15 protein-coding genes are annotated in these 15,152 nt (G+C 52.5%); 4 read left to right on the top strand and 11 right to left on the bottom strand.

All coding sequences use genetic code 11. From position 1 onward, the window contains the following. Positions 1-52: 52 nt before the first annotated feature. Entirely contained in the window at positions 53-820 is a 768-nt protein-coding gene (gene tpiA, locus NNO03_RS11500) for a triose-phosphate isomerase (RefSeq protein WP_003028783.1), read from the top strand. Positions 821-861: 41 nt separating this feature from the next. On the opposite strand, the gene NNO03_RS11495 is transcribed toward tpiA, so the two are convergent. From NNO03_RS11495 to cpxP, 7 genes are all read right to left on the bottom strand, one after another. Then, a complete protein-coding gene (locus tag NNO03_RS11495) occupies positions 862-2,334 on the bottom strand; it encodes a DASS family sodium-coupled anion symporter (RefSeq protein WP_061066967.1) in 1,473 nt (490 codons plus the stop codon). Positions 2,335-2,447: 113 nt separating this feature from the next. Further along, positions 2,448-3,752, bottom strand: coding sequence for an SLC13 family permease (locus NNO03_RS11490; protein ID WP_271449573.1), 1,305 nt, complete (start codon positions 3,750-3,752; stop codon positions 2,448-2,450). A 73-nt stretch (positions 3,753-3,825) separates the two neighbouring features. After that, the gene (locus tag NNO03_RS11485; protein WP_271449572.1) at positions 3,826-4,575 is read right to left on the bottom strand and encodes a CDP-diacylglycerol diphosphatase; all 750 of its coding nucleotides are present in this window, start codon (positions 4,573-4,575) and stop codon (positions 3,826-3,828) included. Positions 4,576-4,679: 104 nt separating this feature from the next. Then, a complete protein-coding gene (gene sbp / locus NNO03_RS11480) occupies positions 4,680-5,669 on the bottom strand; it encodes a sulfate/thiosulfate ABC transporter substrate-binding protein Sbp (protein WP_271449571.1) in 990 nt (329 codons plus the stop codon). A gap of 205 nt (positions 5,670-5,874) precedes the next feature. Continuing rightward, complete coding sequence (gene pfkA / locus NNO03_RS11475; RefSeq protein ID WP_003028778.1) at positions 5,875-6,837, bottom strand: 6-phosphofructokinase; 963 nt, start codon at positions 6,835-6,837, stop codon at positions 5,875-5,877. A 183-nt stretch (positions 6,838-7,020) separates the two neighbouring features. Further along, complete coding sequence (gene fieF / locus NNO03_RS11470; protein ID WP_137381453.1) at positions 7,021-7,923, bottom strand: CDF family cation-efflux transporter FieF; 903 nt, start codon at positions 7,921-7,923, stop codon at positions 7,021-7,023. Between the two features lie 147 nt (positions 7,924-8,070). Next, positions 8,071-8,571, bottom strand: coding sequence for a cell-envelope stress modulator CpxP (gene cpxP, locus NNO03_RS11465; protein WP_137381452.1), 501 nt, complete (start codon positions 8,569-8,571; stop codon positions 8,071-8,073). A 150-nt stretch (positions 8,572-8,721) separates the two neighbouring features. On the opposite strand from cpxP, the gene cpxR reads away from it, so the two are divergent. Together cpxR and cpxA are read left to right on the top strand one after the other, a co-directional pair. After that, a complete protein-coding gene (cpxR, locus tag NNO03_RS11460; RefSeq protein ID WP_048214010.1) occupies positions 8,722-9,420 on the top strand; it encodes an envelope stress response regulator transcription factor CpxR in 699 nt (232 codons plus the stop codon). Beyond that, the gene (gene cpxA, locus NNO03_RS11455; protein ID WP_137381451.1) at positions 9,417-10,790 is read left to right on the top strand and encodes an envelope stress sensor histidine kinase CpxA; all 1,374 of its coding nucleotides are present in this window, start codon (positions 9,417-9,419) and stop codon (positions 10,788-10,790) included. Before cpxR ends, cpxA begins: the two co-directional genes overlap by 4 nt. 51 nt (positions 10,791-10,841) lie before the next feature. Here cpxA and NNO03_RS11450 read toward each other — a convergent pair whose 3' ends face one another. Continuing rightward, positions 10,842-11,243, bottom strand: a complete 402-nt coding sequence (locus NNO03_RS11450) for a nuclear transport factor 2 family protein (protein ID WP_271449570.1) — start codon at positions 11,241-11,243, stop codon at positions 10,842-10,844. Then, entirely contained in the window at positions 11,243-11,944 is a 702-nt protein-coding gene (gene yiiM / locus NNO03_RS11445; protein ID WP_271449569.1) for a 6-hydroxyaminopurine reductase, read from the bottom strand. The genes NNO03_RS11450 and yiiM overlap by 1 nt, the downstream gene beginning before the upstream one ends. Positions 11,945-12,096: 152 nt before the next feature. Between yiiM and NNO03_RS11440 the strand changes: the two genes are divergently transcribed. After that, positions 12,097-12,993, top strand: a complete 897-nt coding sequence (locus NNO03_RS11440; RefSeq protein WP_137381448.1) for a dihydrodipicolinate synthase family protein — start codon at positions 12,097-12,099, stop codon at positions 12,991-12,993. Between the two features lie 41 nt (positions 12,994-13,034). On the opposite strand, the gene kdgT is transcribed toward NNO03_RS11440, so the two are convergent. Continuing rightward, complete coding sequence (gene kdgT / locus NNO03_RS11435) at positions 13,035-14,018, bottom strand: 2-keto-3-deoxygluconate transporter (RefSeq protein ID WP_003028743.1); 984 nt, start codon at positions 14,016-14,018, stop codon at positions 13,035-13,037. A gap of 283 nt (positions 14,019-14,301) precedes the next feature. After that, the gene (gene sodA / locus NNO03_RS11430; protein WP_003840480.1) at positions 14,302-14,922 is read right to left on the bottom strand and encodes a superoxide dismutase [Mn]; all 621 of its coding nucleotides are present in this window, start codon (positions 14,920-14,922) and stop codon (positions 14,302-14,304) included. Between the last annotated feature and the right edge of the window lie 230 nt (positions 14,923-15,152).

Genomic DNA, 15,152 nt, shown 5'->3' with positions numbered 1-15,152 from the left:
CCCTGACGGGCGGCCATATTCCTTAATTCGCTGACAAGCGTGGAGAAATGAAATGCGACATCCTTTAGTGATGGGTAACTGGAAACTGAACGGCAGCCGCCACATGGTAAACGAACTGGTTGCTAACCTGCGTAAAGAACTGGCTGGCGTTGCTGGCTGTGCAGTAGCAATCGCTCCGCCGGAAATGTATATCGACCTGGCGAAACACGCCGCTGCCGGTAGCCACATCATTCTGGGCGCGCAGAACGTTGACCTGAACCTGTCTGGCGCATTCACCGGTGAAACAAGCGCTGAAATGCTGAAAGATATCGGCGCGCAGTACATCATTATCGGTCATTCTGAGCGTCGTACTTACCACAAAGAGTCTGACGAGCTGATCGCGAAGAAATTCGCTGTGCTGAAAGAGCAGGGTCTGACGCCGGTTCTGTGCATCGGTGAAACCGAAGCAGAAAACGAAGCAGGTAAAACTGAAGAAGTTTGCGCACGCCAGATTGACGCAGTGCTGAAAACTCAGGGCGCAGCAGCATTCGAAGGCGTGGTTATCGCTTACGAACCTGTATGGGCTATCGGTACCGGTAAATCTGCAACGCCTGCTCAGGCTCAGGCAGTCCACAAATTCATCCGTGACCACATTGCTAAAGCTGATGCGAAAATCGCTGAACAAGTGATCATTCAGTACGGCGGTTCCGTAAACGCAGCTAACGCCGCAGAACTGTTCGCTCAGCCGGACATCGACGGCGCGCTGGTTGGCGGTGCATCGCTGAAAGCAGACGCTTTCGCCGTCATCGTTAAAGCAGCAGAAGCAGCTAAACAGGCCTAAGTTGTTAAAAGGGGAGCATCGCTCCCCTTCTTATATCTGCTTTACCAGTATCCCAGCCAGTGCCACCAGAAGGCCCCCGTAACACCCCAGATGGTCAGGTTGACCACACTCATCACCAGTCCCGTTTTCCACCACTCAGCCAGTGTAACGTAACCCGAACCAAAGATGATTGGCGCAGTCCCTGTACCATAGTGCGTGAGCGACATCATCAACGAGGAGGAGAAGCCCAGCATCAGACCGAGCAGCGCCGGTGGAGCACCGAGGCCTAATCCGGCAGCGAAGAAAGCCGCGAACATGGCCGTGATATGTGCAGTGGTACTGGCGAAAAAGTAGTGTGAATAGACATAAAGCAGGATCAGCAGCAGCGTGGCGATACTCCAGTGCACGCCGAGATGGTCAATTGCACTACCAACGCTCGTCGCCAGCCACCCCACCAGACCCAGTTTGCTCAGGAAATCCGCCATCATAACCAGTGCGGCAAACCAGACTATCGTATCCCAAGCACCACGGCATTTAAGGATATCGTCCCAACTCAATACCCCTGTCACTAACAGAACAGACAAGCCAATCAGCGCCGCGCTGGTGGGGTTAACGGCCCAGGTACTGCCCATCAGCATCGCTGGAACACCTGCCCACAGGCAGAGCAGCAAAGCGAAAACCGCGAGGGTGATTTTTTCAGCCAGCGACAACGGACCGAGTGCCCCCAGTTTTTCCCGGGCAAACTCTGGCGCATTCGGTGTGCGTGTAATAGCGGGCGGATAGAGCCACCAGATGACAATAGGCATCACGACCAGTGAGACAACGGCCGGAAGAAGCGCCGCAATCGCCCACATTCCCCAGGTCATATTCAGCACCCCATCCGTCCCTTTGGTCAAAAAACTCACAATAAGCGGGTTTGGCGCGGTAGCGGTAATAAACATCGCCGAACTGATCGGGTTAATGTTGTAGTTCACCAGTGCCAGGTAACGACCTGTAGCACCGTTCTCTTTGTCACCGGGTTGAGAGCCCAGACTTTCCGCAATCGCCCGCATCACCGGGTGAATAATACCGCCGCCGCGCGCGGTATTGCTCGGTGTAACGGGTGCGATCAGCGTTTCTGCCAGCGTTAGCGCCCAGGCGATACCCAACGTTCTTTTGCCAAACAACGCAATAAACCCATAGCCGATACGCGCGCCCAGCCCCGTTTTCAACAGGCTTTGCGACAACATAATCGAGATGCCGATCAGCCAGATAAGCTGGTTGGAGAAACCACTTAACGCATCGCTCAGCGCCGCGGTGGGTTTACCGGGGTGCGTCACGCCGGTCATGGCTACCAGCATAATTGCCACAATCGCAATCGCGCCGATAGGCATGGCTTTACCAATAATTGCCGCGATAGTACCGATAAATAACGCCAGCAGATGCCACGCCTCGGGGGTAACATCTGCTGGACATGGGATAACAAACCAGATGGTCAGCGTAATAACAATCGAGATGATGGCAGGCCAACAGCGGATGGGGGTCAATCTGTCCATGAATCAATCCTTGAGTTTCCAGCACGCAATTATGCGCTCAGGTATTAACCAATATCGGTGCGCATAATACAATTCACCCACTCACAAAACAAAAAATTAACATTCAGATACAACTATAATTTCCCCAACACGCTAAACCACAGATAATCCAGCGGCAGCAGTATCAGATACGTTGCCGCCGCCAGCGTGATACACAGCAGCATTCCAGCTCTTGCCGGTACTTTTCCTAACGCCATTGCCACCACAATCGGTGATGCCTGATACGGCAATAGCGGTGTGGAATAGCCCAATACCTGAATCATAATCACCGAGAGTAGCGGGAAGCCGGTCGCATCTGAAAAACTTTGTGCCAGTGTGGTATACAGTGCCGGAACGCCGTTCGCCGTCATGATAAAATTGAGTGCGGTGGTAATGCCGGTCAATGCAAGGAAGCTGGTAAACGGTTTGTCCGCATCCAGCGGCATCACCTGTAACAGCGCCTCGCCTACCGCGCTACCGATACCGGTCTGCGTCACGGTGATGGCCAGTCCCAGGATACCCGCCACGTAAATGCAGGTACGGATATTCACCCCACTGGAAAATTCTTCGCCATTAATAAATCCTACGCGCGGCAACAGCGTAATCACCGCCGCCACCAGCCCGGTCCATGCCGGCCCCACGCCATGCCAGCTTTCGCTGACCCACAGAAACAGCACCACCGCTAACATCCAGGCCAGACGTTTTTCATCACGACTCATTGGTTCAGGCGGCGTCAGATCGCGCGGCGCATGAGGTTGGCCGGGAAACAGCCAGCAGATAAGACCAATGAGCACCGCACCTTTTAGCCAACCCAACACGGGTGTATGCAGCAGCAAATAGGGAAGATAATTCAAGTGGATACCCCAGGAACCTTCCGCTGCGCCACTCATCACCAGGTTTGGTACGTTAGCAGGTAAGATCGTGGCGGAAAGCTGGAAGGTACCAAAACCGACGGCAAGCGCCAGACCATACCAGGCGCGCGTGCCGTCGTTAATTCCAGCCCGTTTCGCCATCGCCGCCACAATCGGCATCAGCAGCGCAATACGTCCCATGTTAGACGGCATGACGAACGCCAGCGCGTAACTCAATAGCACCACGCTCGCGACCATTAATGGCCAGGAGTCTGTCAGTCTTGACGACAATGCCCTCGCTGCCCGGTCCGCCAGCCCCGTTTTACGAATCGCGATGCCCAGCACAAAACCACTGAAGACCAGCCAGAACGCCGATGAGGCAAAGCCACCAAAGATGACATCCGGTGGCGCGATTTTGGCCACCATCGCCACGGCAAAGAACAGCAGCGCCGTGATAAATTCCGGCAGCAGCGACGTCGCCCAAAGCAAAATGGTGACGCCGACCACCAGAGAGGGAACAAACAGAGGGTGTGAAAGCCAGAGCGACATGCCTGTCTCCTGTTGTTTTTTTCAACAAGAATACGGGGACAGGCAAAGAGAGTAAACGCCAGATTAAGGGGGGCTAACGCAGAATATCACATTGATGATCCTGGATTTCCTCAGCAGAGGCGAGATTCAGCGACAGCAGGTCACGCTGAGTCGCCAGCAGGACAAAGGATTCGTCGCTTTGACGCACCATCGCCAGCGCATAGCTTCCCATCCGCTCACGCGCATCCGGCACCTCTTCAGCCAGCATCATAAACGGGCTGCGCTGCGCCAGTTCGTTTTCCGTCACACGACGCGCCAGATATTCATGCCCGCGCAATCCGCCGGGCAATGGCAACCAGCGAGTGCTAATTTTCGCCATATTGTCATCCAGTTGCGTTCTGACGTCGGGTCGCAGGCAGGAGATATGAATGTGAAAGTGATTTTGCGTACGCCCGGTACGTGAGTTAATTGTCAGCGATACCGCCTTATCAGGGATCTCCTGACCGTATTTTTGACTCATAAAACTACGTGCCTGCCAGGCTAGCCAGAAAAAATTCGGTGTTCCAGATTCCAACAGCATCGGGCTCTCCGTGCCATTGATACGGTAGGTTGGCATCAACAGATATTGCAGCGGACCGTTTCGGTCTTTGAACACCACATATCCGGCATCGGGTTTAACTTCAGTACACGGCGCGGGATTGTGCTGCTGCAACTGATGTGGCAGGCATTGCTCAAGGACTATCTGGCGTAACGCGTCCGGGTTACCGCTGAATTTCCAGTACCCTATGCCCGCAGCGGCGGCGACCACAATAACCGCCAGTAAAAGATAACCTGCTTTTTTCATTACGCGTTCCCTGTATCCCATTGAGGCGCAAGAGTAACGCAAAACGATGACAAATAAAAAACCCGGTCGCGCTATGCCACCGGGTTCTGCCGTGACCTCAACCTTTAGCGTTTGCTGATCTGGTCAAAGGTACCGCCGTTAGAAAAATGCGTTTTCTGCGCTTTCGTCCAGCCGCCAAACTCTTCATCAATGGTGAACAGTTTCAGTTTCGGAAATGCGCTTTCGTATTTCTTCGCGACGTCAGCATCACGCGGGCGATAGTAGTTTTTCGCCGCAATCTCCTGACCTTCCGGGGAATAGAGATACTTCAGGTAAGCTTCTGCCACCGCTTTGGTATCTTTCTTTTCCACGACTTTATCGACAACGGAAACGGTCGGCTCAGCGAGGATAGACTCACTTGGGGTGACTATCTCGAATTTATCTTTACCCAGCTCGTTCGTTGCCAGCAGCGCTTCGTTTTCCCAGGCGATCAGCACATCACCAATCCCTCGTTCAACAAATGTATTGGTTGAGCCCCGCGCACCGGAATCCAGTACTTCAACGTTTTTAAACAGTGCCTTGACGAAGTCCTGCGCTTTGGCCTGATCGTTGTTGTTGTGATGCAGAGCGTAGCCCCATGCCGCCAGATAGTTCCAGCGTGCGCCGCCTGAGCTTTTCGGGTTTGGAGTAATCACTGACACACCCGGTTTGACCAGATCGTTCCAGTCATGAATTTGCTTTGGGTTGCCTTTGCGTACCAGGAAGACAATGGTGGAGGTGTAAGGCGCAGAATTGTCCGGCAAGCGTGTAATCCAGTTTTTATCGATACGGCCACGTTCAGCAATGGCATCCACATCGTAAGCCAGCGCCAGCGTCACGACATCGGCTTCGATACCGTTGATGACAGAGGTCGCCTGCTTACCAGAGCCGCCGTGCGACTGCCGGATAACGACGTTATCGCCTGTTTCCTGCTTCCAGTGTGCGCTGAATGCTTTGTTGTACTGTTCGTACAGTTCACGTGTTGGATCGTACGATACGTTAAGTAACTGAATATCCTTTGCCAGAACGCTGGTCGATGCCAGCAATAATGTTAACCCTACGCCCCATTTGTTCATCGCCCAGCTCTCTTATGTGGTGTTGTGATGAGCAAAGCGTGCCAGAAAGCGATCCAAACATTAAAGAATAAAAAAAGATTTGCTATAACTTCGAGGAATAAATCTGAGGGATTGCCGGATGGCGGCTAACGCCTTATCGGCCTACAAGTTTCTGCAACCTGTAGGCCTGATTAGCGTAGCGCCATCTGGCGCGCAAAAAATACAATCAGTACAGTTTTTTCGCGCAGTCCAGCCAGTCACCTTTGAACGGACGCTTCATGTTTTCGATAGCGTCGATAATGTCGTGGTGAACCAGTTGCTCGTTCTGAATACCGACGCAGCGACCACCATGACCTGCCAGCAGCAGTTCAATAGCATATGCGCCCATTCGGGATGCCAGAATACGGTCGTAAGGAACCGGAGAACCACCACGCTGGATGTGACCCAGTACGGTAGAGCGCGTTTCACGGCCCGTTTCTTTTTCAATGTAATGTGCCAGTTCATCAACGTCACACATGTGCTCAGTGATCGCTACGATGGCGTGTTTTTTACCTTTTGCGATACCGGCTTTGATTTCAGCAACCAGATCGTCACGGCTAAATTCAACTTCCGGAACCACGACAAATTCACAGCCACCGGCAATTGCTGCAGCCAGGGTCAGGTCGCCGCAGTAACGGCCCATCACTTCAACGATGGAGATACGCTGGTGAGAAGAAGAAGTATCACGCAGACGGTCAATCGCTTCGACGACGGTACCCAATGCGGTGAAATAACCGATGGTGTAGTCGGTGCCTTTAATATCGTTGTCGATAGTGCCCGGCAAGCCGATGCACGGGAAGCCCATTTCAGTCAGGCGTTTTGCACCCATGTAAGAACCGTCACCACCGATAACAACCAATGCGTCGATGCCACGTTTCTTCAGATTTTCGATAGCCACTGCACGCACATTTTCGTCGCGGAATTCCGGGAAGCGAGCAGAACCGAGGAAAGTACCACCACGGTTGATCATGTCGGACACGCTGTAGCGGTCAAGCTGGACCATACGGTCTTCATACAAACCCAGGTAGCCATCATGGATCCCCATGACTTCCAGTCCTTCCGTTAACGCTGCACGTACAACACCACGGATTGCTGCGTTCATGCCCGGCGCATCACCGCCGCTTGTCAACACACCGATTTTCTTAATCATGACTACCTCTGAACTTTGGAATGCAAAATGAAATCTGCTGCCGGAAGTCGATTCCGCATATCGAAACGATCCAACGAATATGCAGATAGTATAACAATCACTTCCTGCTGAATTGATTCAGGTCAGGCCAAATGGTGGTAATTTATACACAAAATGCTGGCCCGGCTCACTTTTTACAACGAATTATGAAAGCTCAAACATCTTGCCTTCCTTGGGTACGACTGAACAGGGATCCTGGTGAATAATCACATCCGATCCCGGGAAACGCCGTAAAATTGCCTGCTCCACCTGCTCAGCCACTAAATGCGCCTGAACGAGCGGCAGATTATCTTCCATTTCCAAATGAATCTGAATAAAGCGGGTCGGCCCTGACTGCCGCGTGCGAAGATCGTGAGCGCCGCTGACACCTGGCCATGACGTCACTATATCAATAATTTCCTGACGTTCCTCATCGGGTAAGGCGCGATCCAGCAAGGATTGAACTGCCTCATACCCCATGCGTAATGCACTATATAAAATATAGATGCCAATCCCGAGCGCAAACAAGGCATCCGCACGATGCCAACCATACCAGGCCAGTCCAAGCGCAACGAGAATCGCACCGTTCATCATAACATCAGACTGATAATGAAGCATATCTGCCCGTACAGCCTGACTTTGCGTACGTTTCACCACCCAGCGCTGAAACGTGACCAGAATGATAGTACAAATTAACGCAATAACGGTGACAACTACCCCGACACCCGGATCTTTCATCGGCGTCGGTTGGATGAGATGCTGAATCCCGGTCAGGAATAAAAACAACGCCGAACCGGAAATAAACATACTTTGCGCTAGCGCCGCCAGAGATTCAGCTTTCCCGTGCCCAAACGTGTGCTCATCATCTGCTGGCTGCAACGAATAACGCACCACCAACAGATTGGTTAGCGACGCAGCGATATCGACCAGGGAATCCACCAATGCCGCCAGAATACTGACCGATCCGGTGTACCACCACGCAAAAATTTTGATCAAAAGTAACAGAGAAGCCATCACGGTCGCAGCGATTGCCGCCCGACTGACCAGTCGCCCATAGGTTTGATTCATAAACACTCCTGCCAGGATATGCCGCTAGTATAACGGATGAAGTAAAACAGTCAGGCAATAACCGAGTGACAAATTTTGGGCAAAAAAAACCCCCACATCATGTGGGGGAAGACAGGGATGGTGTCTATGGCAAGGAAAACAGGGTTACTACTGGGAACGTGAGTTGCTACTACTCAATAAATTCAACGATGAGCTTTTTTGCCATTGCGTTACATCGCGCAGTTGCTCCATTCGTTGTTCATGTTTCTCATTTAAAACCGCTTGCTGCTCGGGCGTTAACAGGCGATACATCTGGTTGCGGACCCTGGCTATTTCAACCTGGCGGGCAACCTGTTCTTGTGCCATTTTTTCTGCCTGAGCGCGCACAGCGCTTTCATCAAATTTCTCTGCGGTGACAAGACGATGCATTGTCTCCATTTCGCTAACATTTACAGGAGGCTGTTCGTGTCTTGCCTGCTGCATTAAATCTCGCATCTGTTGACGTTGATGTTCGGTTAAACTGATACCGTCAAACATGTGGCTCTGTACGCTGCGCTGCGATGAGCCTTCACCCAGGTGCCAGTGATCGCCTGTGACGACTTCAGCTGCATGGCTTAAAGTACTGAGTGCCAGCGTTGAGGCCATGACGGCAGCGGTAACTTTGCCCATCACTTGCTCCCAAAATCTTTTCTGTCGCGATTCAACGAGAGACAGTTTACGATTCGGGCTGCAAACATGCGTCAGGGGGTGTAAAACAACGTAAAGTCATAGATTAGCGACGCCTGATGACGTAATTTCTGCCTCGGAGGTACGTAAACAATGAATAAAATCCTGTTAGTTGATGATGACCGAGAGCTGACTTCCCTGTTAAAGGAGTTGCTCGAAATGGAAGGTTTCGATGTGCTGGTTGCCCATGATGGGGAGCAGGCACTTGAGCTTCTGGATGACAGCATCGATTTACTTTTGCTCGACGTCATGATGCCGAAGAAAAACGGCATCGATACACTGAAAGCGCTTCGCCAGACACACCAGACGCCCGTAATCATGCTGACCGCTCGCGGCAGCGAATTGGATCGCGTACTCGGCCTTGAGCTGGGTGCAGACGACTATTTACCCAAACCCTTTAACGACCGCGAACTGGTTGCGCGTATCCGCGCTATTCTGCGCCGCTCTCACTGGAGCGAACAACAGCAGACCAGCGATAATGGCTCGCCGACGCTGGAAGTGGATGCGTTAAGCCTGAATCCGGGTCGCCAGGAAGCCAGCTTTGATGGGCAAACCCTGGAGTTAACCGGCACCGAATTCACCCTGCTTTATTTACTGGCACAGCATCTCGGCCAGGTCGTTTCTCGTGAACACCTGAGTCAGGAAGTCCTGGGCAAACGCCTGACGCCGTTTGACCGCGCTATCGACATGCACATCTCGAACCTACGTCGTAAGCTGCCAGAGCGAAAAGACGGGCACCCGTGGTTTAAAACCTTGCGTGGTCGCGGCTACCTGATGGTCTCCGCTTCATGATAGGAAGCTTAACCGCACGCATCTTTGCCATTTTCTGGTTAACGCTGGCGCTGGTGTTGATGTTGGTACTGATGCTGCCCAAGCTCGACTCACGTCAGATGACCGAGCTACTGGACAGCGAGCAGCGCCAGGGGTTGATGATCGAGCAACACGTGGAAGCTGAGCTGGCGAACGACCCACCCAACGATCTGATGTGGTGGCGTCGCTTGTTCCGTGCCATCGACAAGTGGGCGCCGCCAGGACAGCGGTTATTGCTTGTCACTACCGAAGGACGTGTGATCGGCGCAGAACGCAACGAAATGCAGATCATTCGTAACTTTATTGGTCAGGCTGATAACGCTGATCATCCGCAGAAGAAAAAATATGGTCGCGTTGAGATGGTCGGGCCCTTCTCCGTCAGAGACGGTGAAGATAACTACCAGCTGTATCTCATTCGACCAGCCAGCAGTTCACAGTCTGATTTCATCAACCTGTTGTTTGACAGGCCACTGTTGCTGCTGATCGTCACCATGCTCGTCAGCTCGCCGCTGCTGCTTTGGCTGGCATGGAGCCTGGCAAAACCAGCGCGTAAGCTGAAAAATGCTGCGGATGAGGTGGCACAGGGTAACCTGCGTCAGCATCCGGAACTGGAAGCCGGCCCGCAGGAATTTCTGGCGGCAGGTGCCAGTTTTAACCAGATGGTGACCGCGCTGGAACGCATGATGACCACACAGCAACGCCTGCTGTCGGACATCTCTCACGAGTTGAGAACGCCACTAACACGTTTGCAACTGGGGACTGCGCTGCTGCGCCGTCGTAGCGGTGAGAGCAAAGAGCTGGAGCGCATTGAAACAGAAGCGCATCGGCTGGACAGCATGATCAACGACCTGCTGGTGATGTCGCGTAATCAGCAGAAGAACGCGCTGGTCAGTGAAACCGTGAAGGCTAATCAGCTATGGGGCGACGTGTTGGATAACGCCGCCTTTGAAGCCGAGCAGATGGGCAAATCGCTTACCGTGAATTTCCCGCCGGGACCGTGGCCGCTGTATGGCAACCCGAACGCACTGGAAAGCGCATTGGAAAACATTGTGCGTAATGCCCTGCGCTATTCACATACGAAGATTGAAGTTGGCTTCGCGGTGGATATTGACGGGATTACCATCACCGTAGACGACGATGGTCCAGGCGTGAGTCCTGAAGACAGAGAGCAGATTTTCCGTCCATTCTATCGCACCGATGAAGCGCGCGATCGTGAGTCCGGTGGGACAGGTCTGGGTCTGGCGATTGTTGAAACCGCTATTCAGCAGCATCGAGGCTGGGTGAAGGCAGAGGACAGTCCGCTGGGAGGTCTACGTCTGGTGCTTTGGCTACCGCTGTACAAACGTACCTAATCAATTTCGGCCTACATCGTGTAGGCCGATTTTTTATACACCATCACAGGTTTACGCCAGGCGGGAAATTTCTGGCGCGAGGATCCACTCTGCGCTGTCATTCCACACATCCATATGGGTAATTTTTCCCTCGCGGACTTCAAAGCGATCGATATAACGGTTGCCCGCAAACGCACGACCATCAGGCCATTCGCCATACAGCGTACCGTTCGAATAAACCACTACGCAGTCTTCGTGCGCTGCCGCATCAAACTCACCCAGCGCTTTTTTTACCCACTTATAGCGTTCGCCATTAAAGCGGGCAATATCCGCTGCACCGGCCATTTCTCGCCGTCCGGTAAAGGTAATCTTCACCTCAGGATGCGTAAACGTCGCTGCACGCTCAGCATCGGGGATCATCGAGGCAATCAGAAACGCTTTAACAATTGCCACCGCATTTTCAGATTCAGTCATTACACTTCCGTCCTTTCCTGAGGGGGATGACTGCCCCATAACCGTCGGGCATTGTCTTCAATTTTGCCACTCAGGCGACGTTTCTGCATTGTCCTGGTCCAGCTTTTCGATAATCCTGCCGCTGACAGCAGACGGTGATACTGGTCATCGTCAAACGGCATATGCCACGCAATAGCAATGGCCTCCCGCAGACTGACATCGCTCACACGCGACACCAGTTCCAGCGGCGCATCCGCGGACACTTGCCCCGGCGCGATAACACTGTACAACCAGCCTATCTTCCCCGAAGCCTGCATCTGACTGGCCATATCGCTAATGCCAAAATGAAAATTCAGCTTAAAACACGGTGAACGCGGCTGTGTGACCTGAATCAGCGCCTCGCCCCAATGGAAAATATCGCCGATATAGACATTCTCTTCGGTCAGCCCAAGCGTCGAGAGGTTCTCCCCAAAGGCGGGGGCGACAAATAACTCCGCCTGTTCGGGGAATTCTTGTATCCAGTGCTGATAGTGTTCACGCGGATAGTGGCACAGCGCGCGATCCGGCCCGCCATGAATTTTAGTCTCCGCCTGTTCATCGCCCGTGAGCCCCAGATCAGTCAGCATCAACTCGCCATCGACCTGAACTTTAGCAATCGCGCTGGGACGGCTTCCCGTGTAGTCCCGAATCTTGCCTGTAAAAACATCGACCGGATATCGCATCTGTTCCCTCTCCCGATAAATTTCTCCCATTACACCATATTTATTTTACCCCAGTCGCTCAAAATGAGAGCACGGTTCACATGAAACTTAGGGACACATGCTATCAATGTAATCTTGTTTTGAAACATCATTTCAATTAAGGAGTCGACAACGTGACTGGTCAATCGCAATTTGCTGGCGTCTGGTGTCCTTCCATTACGCCAATGGACAATGATGGCAAGATCGATCTCAATGGTCTGAGCCAGCATCTCAAACGCCTTACTGAGGCAAAAATCGACGTTATTTTGTTGATGGGCAGCATTGGGGAATTTGCTTCCTTTACGCTCGAAGAAAGGCTGTTGCTGATCCGTGAAGCCCGTGCCATGAGCTCGCTGAAGATGGTCGCGAACGTCTCATCCACCTGCCAGAATGATGTTTTGCTGATGGCCCAGGAGGCGCATCGCGCCGGATACGATGCCGTCATGATCCTGCCGCCATACTACTACGGTCAAACGTCGAAGCAGCTACTAAGCTACTTTCGCCAGTTGGGACAGAAGCTCAGCGGCAAATGGTTTGCCTATAACTTCCCGGCGCGAACCGGTTGCGATTTAACGCCTGAACTGGTTGCCACGCTGGCAGCGGAATTCCCGAACTTTGCTGGCATTAAAGACACCGTGGACTGCCAGTCCCACACCCGCAGCATGATCCAGACAACCCGTGCCGTGCGGGAAGATTTTGCGGTGCTGTCGGGTTATGACGAATACTACATTCCTAACCTGCTGGCTGGCGGCGCGGGGATCATCTCGGGCCTCAACAACGTTATGCCTGAGCTGTTTGTCAGCGCACGCGAGGCGTTTAAGCAGGGCGATCTGGCGGCGCTGCGTGAGATTCAGGATAAGATTGGCACCTACATGTCCATCTACGCCATCGGCGAGGATTTTGTCACTACCATCAAGACCGTTGTGTCACGGAAGTTTGGCTATTGCACCGGAGTATCACGAAACGCGGGTGGAGAGTTGAACGAGAGTGAGTGTCGGACTATTGATGAGGTGTTCGTCGTCAAAGGTTAACGCATTAAGCCGGATGGTGCAGACCATCCGGCAAAAGAGGCTTACTTCACGGTACCGCGAAGATCAATTTCCGCCGCTCTGGCTTTGGCTCTTTTCGACCAGATGGATGTGATAATCGGTACGAGGATCGAGGTTACAATCACTGAGGTCGCCACCAGGGAGGTGGCCGCTGGTGCCATCGGTTTGAACGCCGGAACCATTTCAGCAATCAGCACCGGTGTGGCAACGGCCGCGCCAGCAGAACTGGACGCCGCAATCCCCGCAGTACCATCCCCACCACCAATCAGTTTATCGGCAATAATCAACGGAATGCCGGTAATGATAATGACCGCTACGCCCAACAGAATACCCAGAACGCCAGTCTGCGCAATGACGCTCAAATCAATAGTGTTACCCAATGCGAAGGCAAAGAAAGGGATCAGCGTCTGCACGGCTTTACTGAAGAATTCCCGCAGCTCAGGATCCAGATTACCCAGCGCAAAACCAATCAGGAACGGCAATACCGCCCCCACAAATACATGCGGTTCAAACGACGCAATCCCGGCGGTTCCCAGAATGACCATGGTCATCAACGGACCTGACTCCAGCGACATCAGGACAAACGCCCCAGCCTCTTCTTTGGTGCCGTATTGCTGCATGATCGAGGCATACAGCCCGCCGTTAGTCATATCCATTGCAGCCACCAGCGCCAGCGTGGACAACCCGGCGAAGAACCCCACTTCCACGCCATGTTCAGGAAGAATGCGCGATGCAATCGCCGCGACCACCCATGCGACCAGGATCTTGGTTATCACTAACGTGCCGGATTTACGCAGTACGGTTCCGGTAGCGCTCAGCTTAATCGACGCCCCCATGCAAAAGAACCAGACGGCCAGAATCGGCACCGTACCGGTGATCATACCGTTGGTAAATGAGCCGAAGTATTTCCCGGCACCGGGTGAAAAGGTGTGACATAACGCGCCCAGAAAAAGTGGTACTAACATCATACCGCCTGGGATTTTCTCTATCGTACGTTTGATCTGCATTTCCATCACCTGTAGACATAAAAATGGGGCAATTTTTATGGGCGACTGCATCTTGCTTTTGAGATGCGCCCGTCTTGATGAAAAGAAGATAGACATTCAGAGAAACTATAAAAGTGATCCCACTCGCATAATAAAACCTTGTTTCAATTTAAATGGATCAATGTTCCTATGTTGATTTTGATCACAAAAAAGCCCCCACAGGCATCGCTTGCAGGGGCTGTATCACGTCATCAGATCCCGACCTGATCAGCATAACGCTCTCAGGTTTCAGGCATCATTAAACTTATTTTTTTGCGGCAAAACGCGCGGCAGCTTCGTCCCAGTTCACTACGTTCCAGAACTCTTTGATGTAGTCCGGGCGACGGTTCTGGAATTTCAGGTAGTAAGCGTGTTCCCAGACGTCCAGGCCCACAATTGGGAAGCCGGAAGCACCAGAGATAGCTTCGCCCATCAGCGGGGAATCCTGGTTAGCGGTGGAAACAACAGCCAGTTTGTCACCTTTCAGAACCAGCCACGCCCAGCCGGAACCGAAACGAGTGGCTGCTGCTTTTTCAAATTCAGCTTTGAAGTTGTCAACGGAACCGAAGTCACGTTCGATAGCCGCTTTCAGGTCGCCCTGCAGCGTGGTACCGGTTTTCAGGCCTTTCCAGAACAGGCTGTGGTTAGCGTGACCGCCAGCGTTGTTACGCAGAACGGTTTTCTTATCCGCAGGCAGCTGATCCAGTTTGGTAATCAGCTCTTCAGCAGACAGGCTCGCGAATTCAGGCAGGCTTTCCAGCGCAGCATTAGCGTTGTTTACGTAAGCCTGGTGGTGTTTGGTATGGTGGATTTCCATCGTCTGCTTATCGAAGTGCGGTTCAAGGGCATCATAAGCGTACGGCAGGGATGGCAGTGTATAACTCATAATCATCTCCAGTATTGTCGGGCGGCCAGTGTTAACGCCGCGTAAGCAGTTGGGTCATTATAGTTAATTAAATGATATTGAAAATGATTATCAATGCCGTACTTTTTACAGGGTCTTAATTATTCATCACCATTACTGAAGATGTGAGCCAAATCACCCAGTTAACGTGATGATTGCCAACAAGAGGACAAAGGCGGCAATCGTCAAAAGGTTAATCATCTGCGTAATTT

Source organism: Citrobacter sp. Igbk 16 (assembly GCF_028069755.1).
Classification (GTDB): Bacteria; Pseudomonadota; Gammaproteobacteria; order Enterobacterales; family Enterobacteriaceae; genus Citrobacter.
Note: the sequence above shows the minus strand (reverse complement) of the source record. Positions and strands in the feature narration are given on the sequence as shown.

Excerpts from the sequence above, each read along its gene's own strand:
- NNO03_RS11495 (WP_061066967.1), bottom strand. The coding sequence starts at position 2,334 with ATGGACAGATTGACCCCCATCCGCTGTTGGCCTGCCATCATCTCGATT.
- tpiA (WP_003028783.1), top strand. The coding sequence starts at position 53 with ATGCGACATCCTTTAGTGATGGGTAACTGGAAACTGAACGGCAGCCGC.
- sodA (WP_003840480.1), bottom strand. The coding sequence starts at position 14,922 with ATGAGTTATACACTGCCATCCCTGCCGTACGCTTATGATGCCCTTGAA.
- sbp (WP_271449571.1), bottom strand. The coding sequence starts at position 5,669 with ATGAACAAATGGGGCGTAGGGTTAACATTATTGCTGGCATCGACCAGC.
- NNO03_RS11450 (WP_271449570.1), bottom strand. The coding sequence starts at position 11,243 with ATGACTGAATCTGAAAATGCGGTGGCAATTGTTAAAGCGTTTCTGATT.
- cpxP (WP_137381452.1), bottom strand. The coding sequence starts at position 8,571 with ATGGGCAAAGTTACCGCTGCCGTCATGGCCTCAACGCTGGCACTCAGT.
- cpxA (WP_137381451.1), top strand. The coding sequence starts at position 9,417 with ATGATAGGAAGCTTAACCGCACGCATCTTTGCCATTTTCTGGTTAACG.
- kdgT (WP_003028743.1), bottom strand. The coding sequence starts at position 14,018 with ATGCAGATCAAACGTACGATAGAGAAAATCCCAGGCGGTATGATGTTA.
- yiiM (WP_271449569.1), bottom strand. The coding sequence starts at position 11,944 with ATGCGATATCCGGTCGATGTTTTTACAGGCAAGATTCGGGACTACACG.
- fieF (WP_137381453.1), bottom strand. The coding sequence starts at position 7,923 with ATGAATCAAACCTATGGGCGACTGGTCAGTCGGGCGGCAATCGCTGCG.
- NNO03_RS11485 (WP_271449572.1), bottom strand. The coding sequence starts at position 4,575 with ATGAAAAAAGCAGGTTATCTTTTACTGGCGGTTATTGTGGTCGCCGCC.
- pfkA (WP_003028778.1), bottom strand. The coding sequence starts at position 6,837 with ATGATTAAGAAAATCGGTGTGTTGACAAGCGGCGGTGATGCGCCGGGC.
- cpxR (WP_048214010.1), top strand. The coding sequence starts at position 8,722 with ATGAATAAAATCCTGTTAGTTGATGATGACCGAGAGCTGACTTCCCTG.
- NNO03_RS11490 (WP_271449573.1), bottom strand. The coding sequence starts at position 3,752 with ATGTCGCTCTGGCTTTCACACCCTCTGTTTGTTCCCTCTCTGGTGGTC.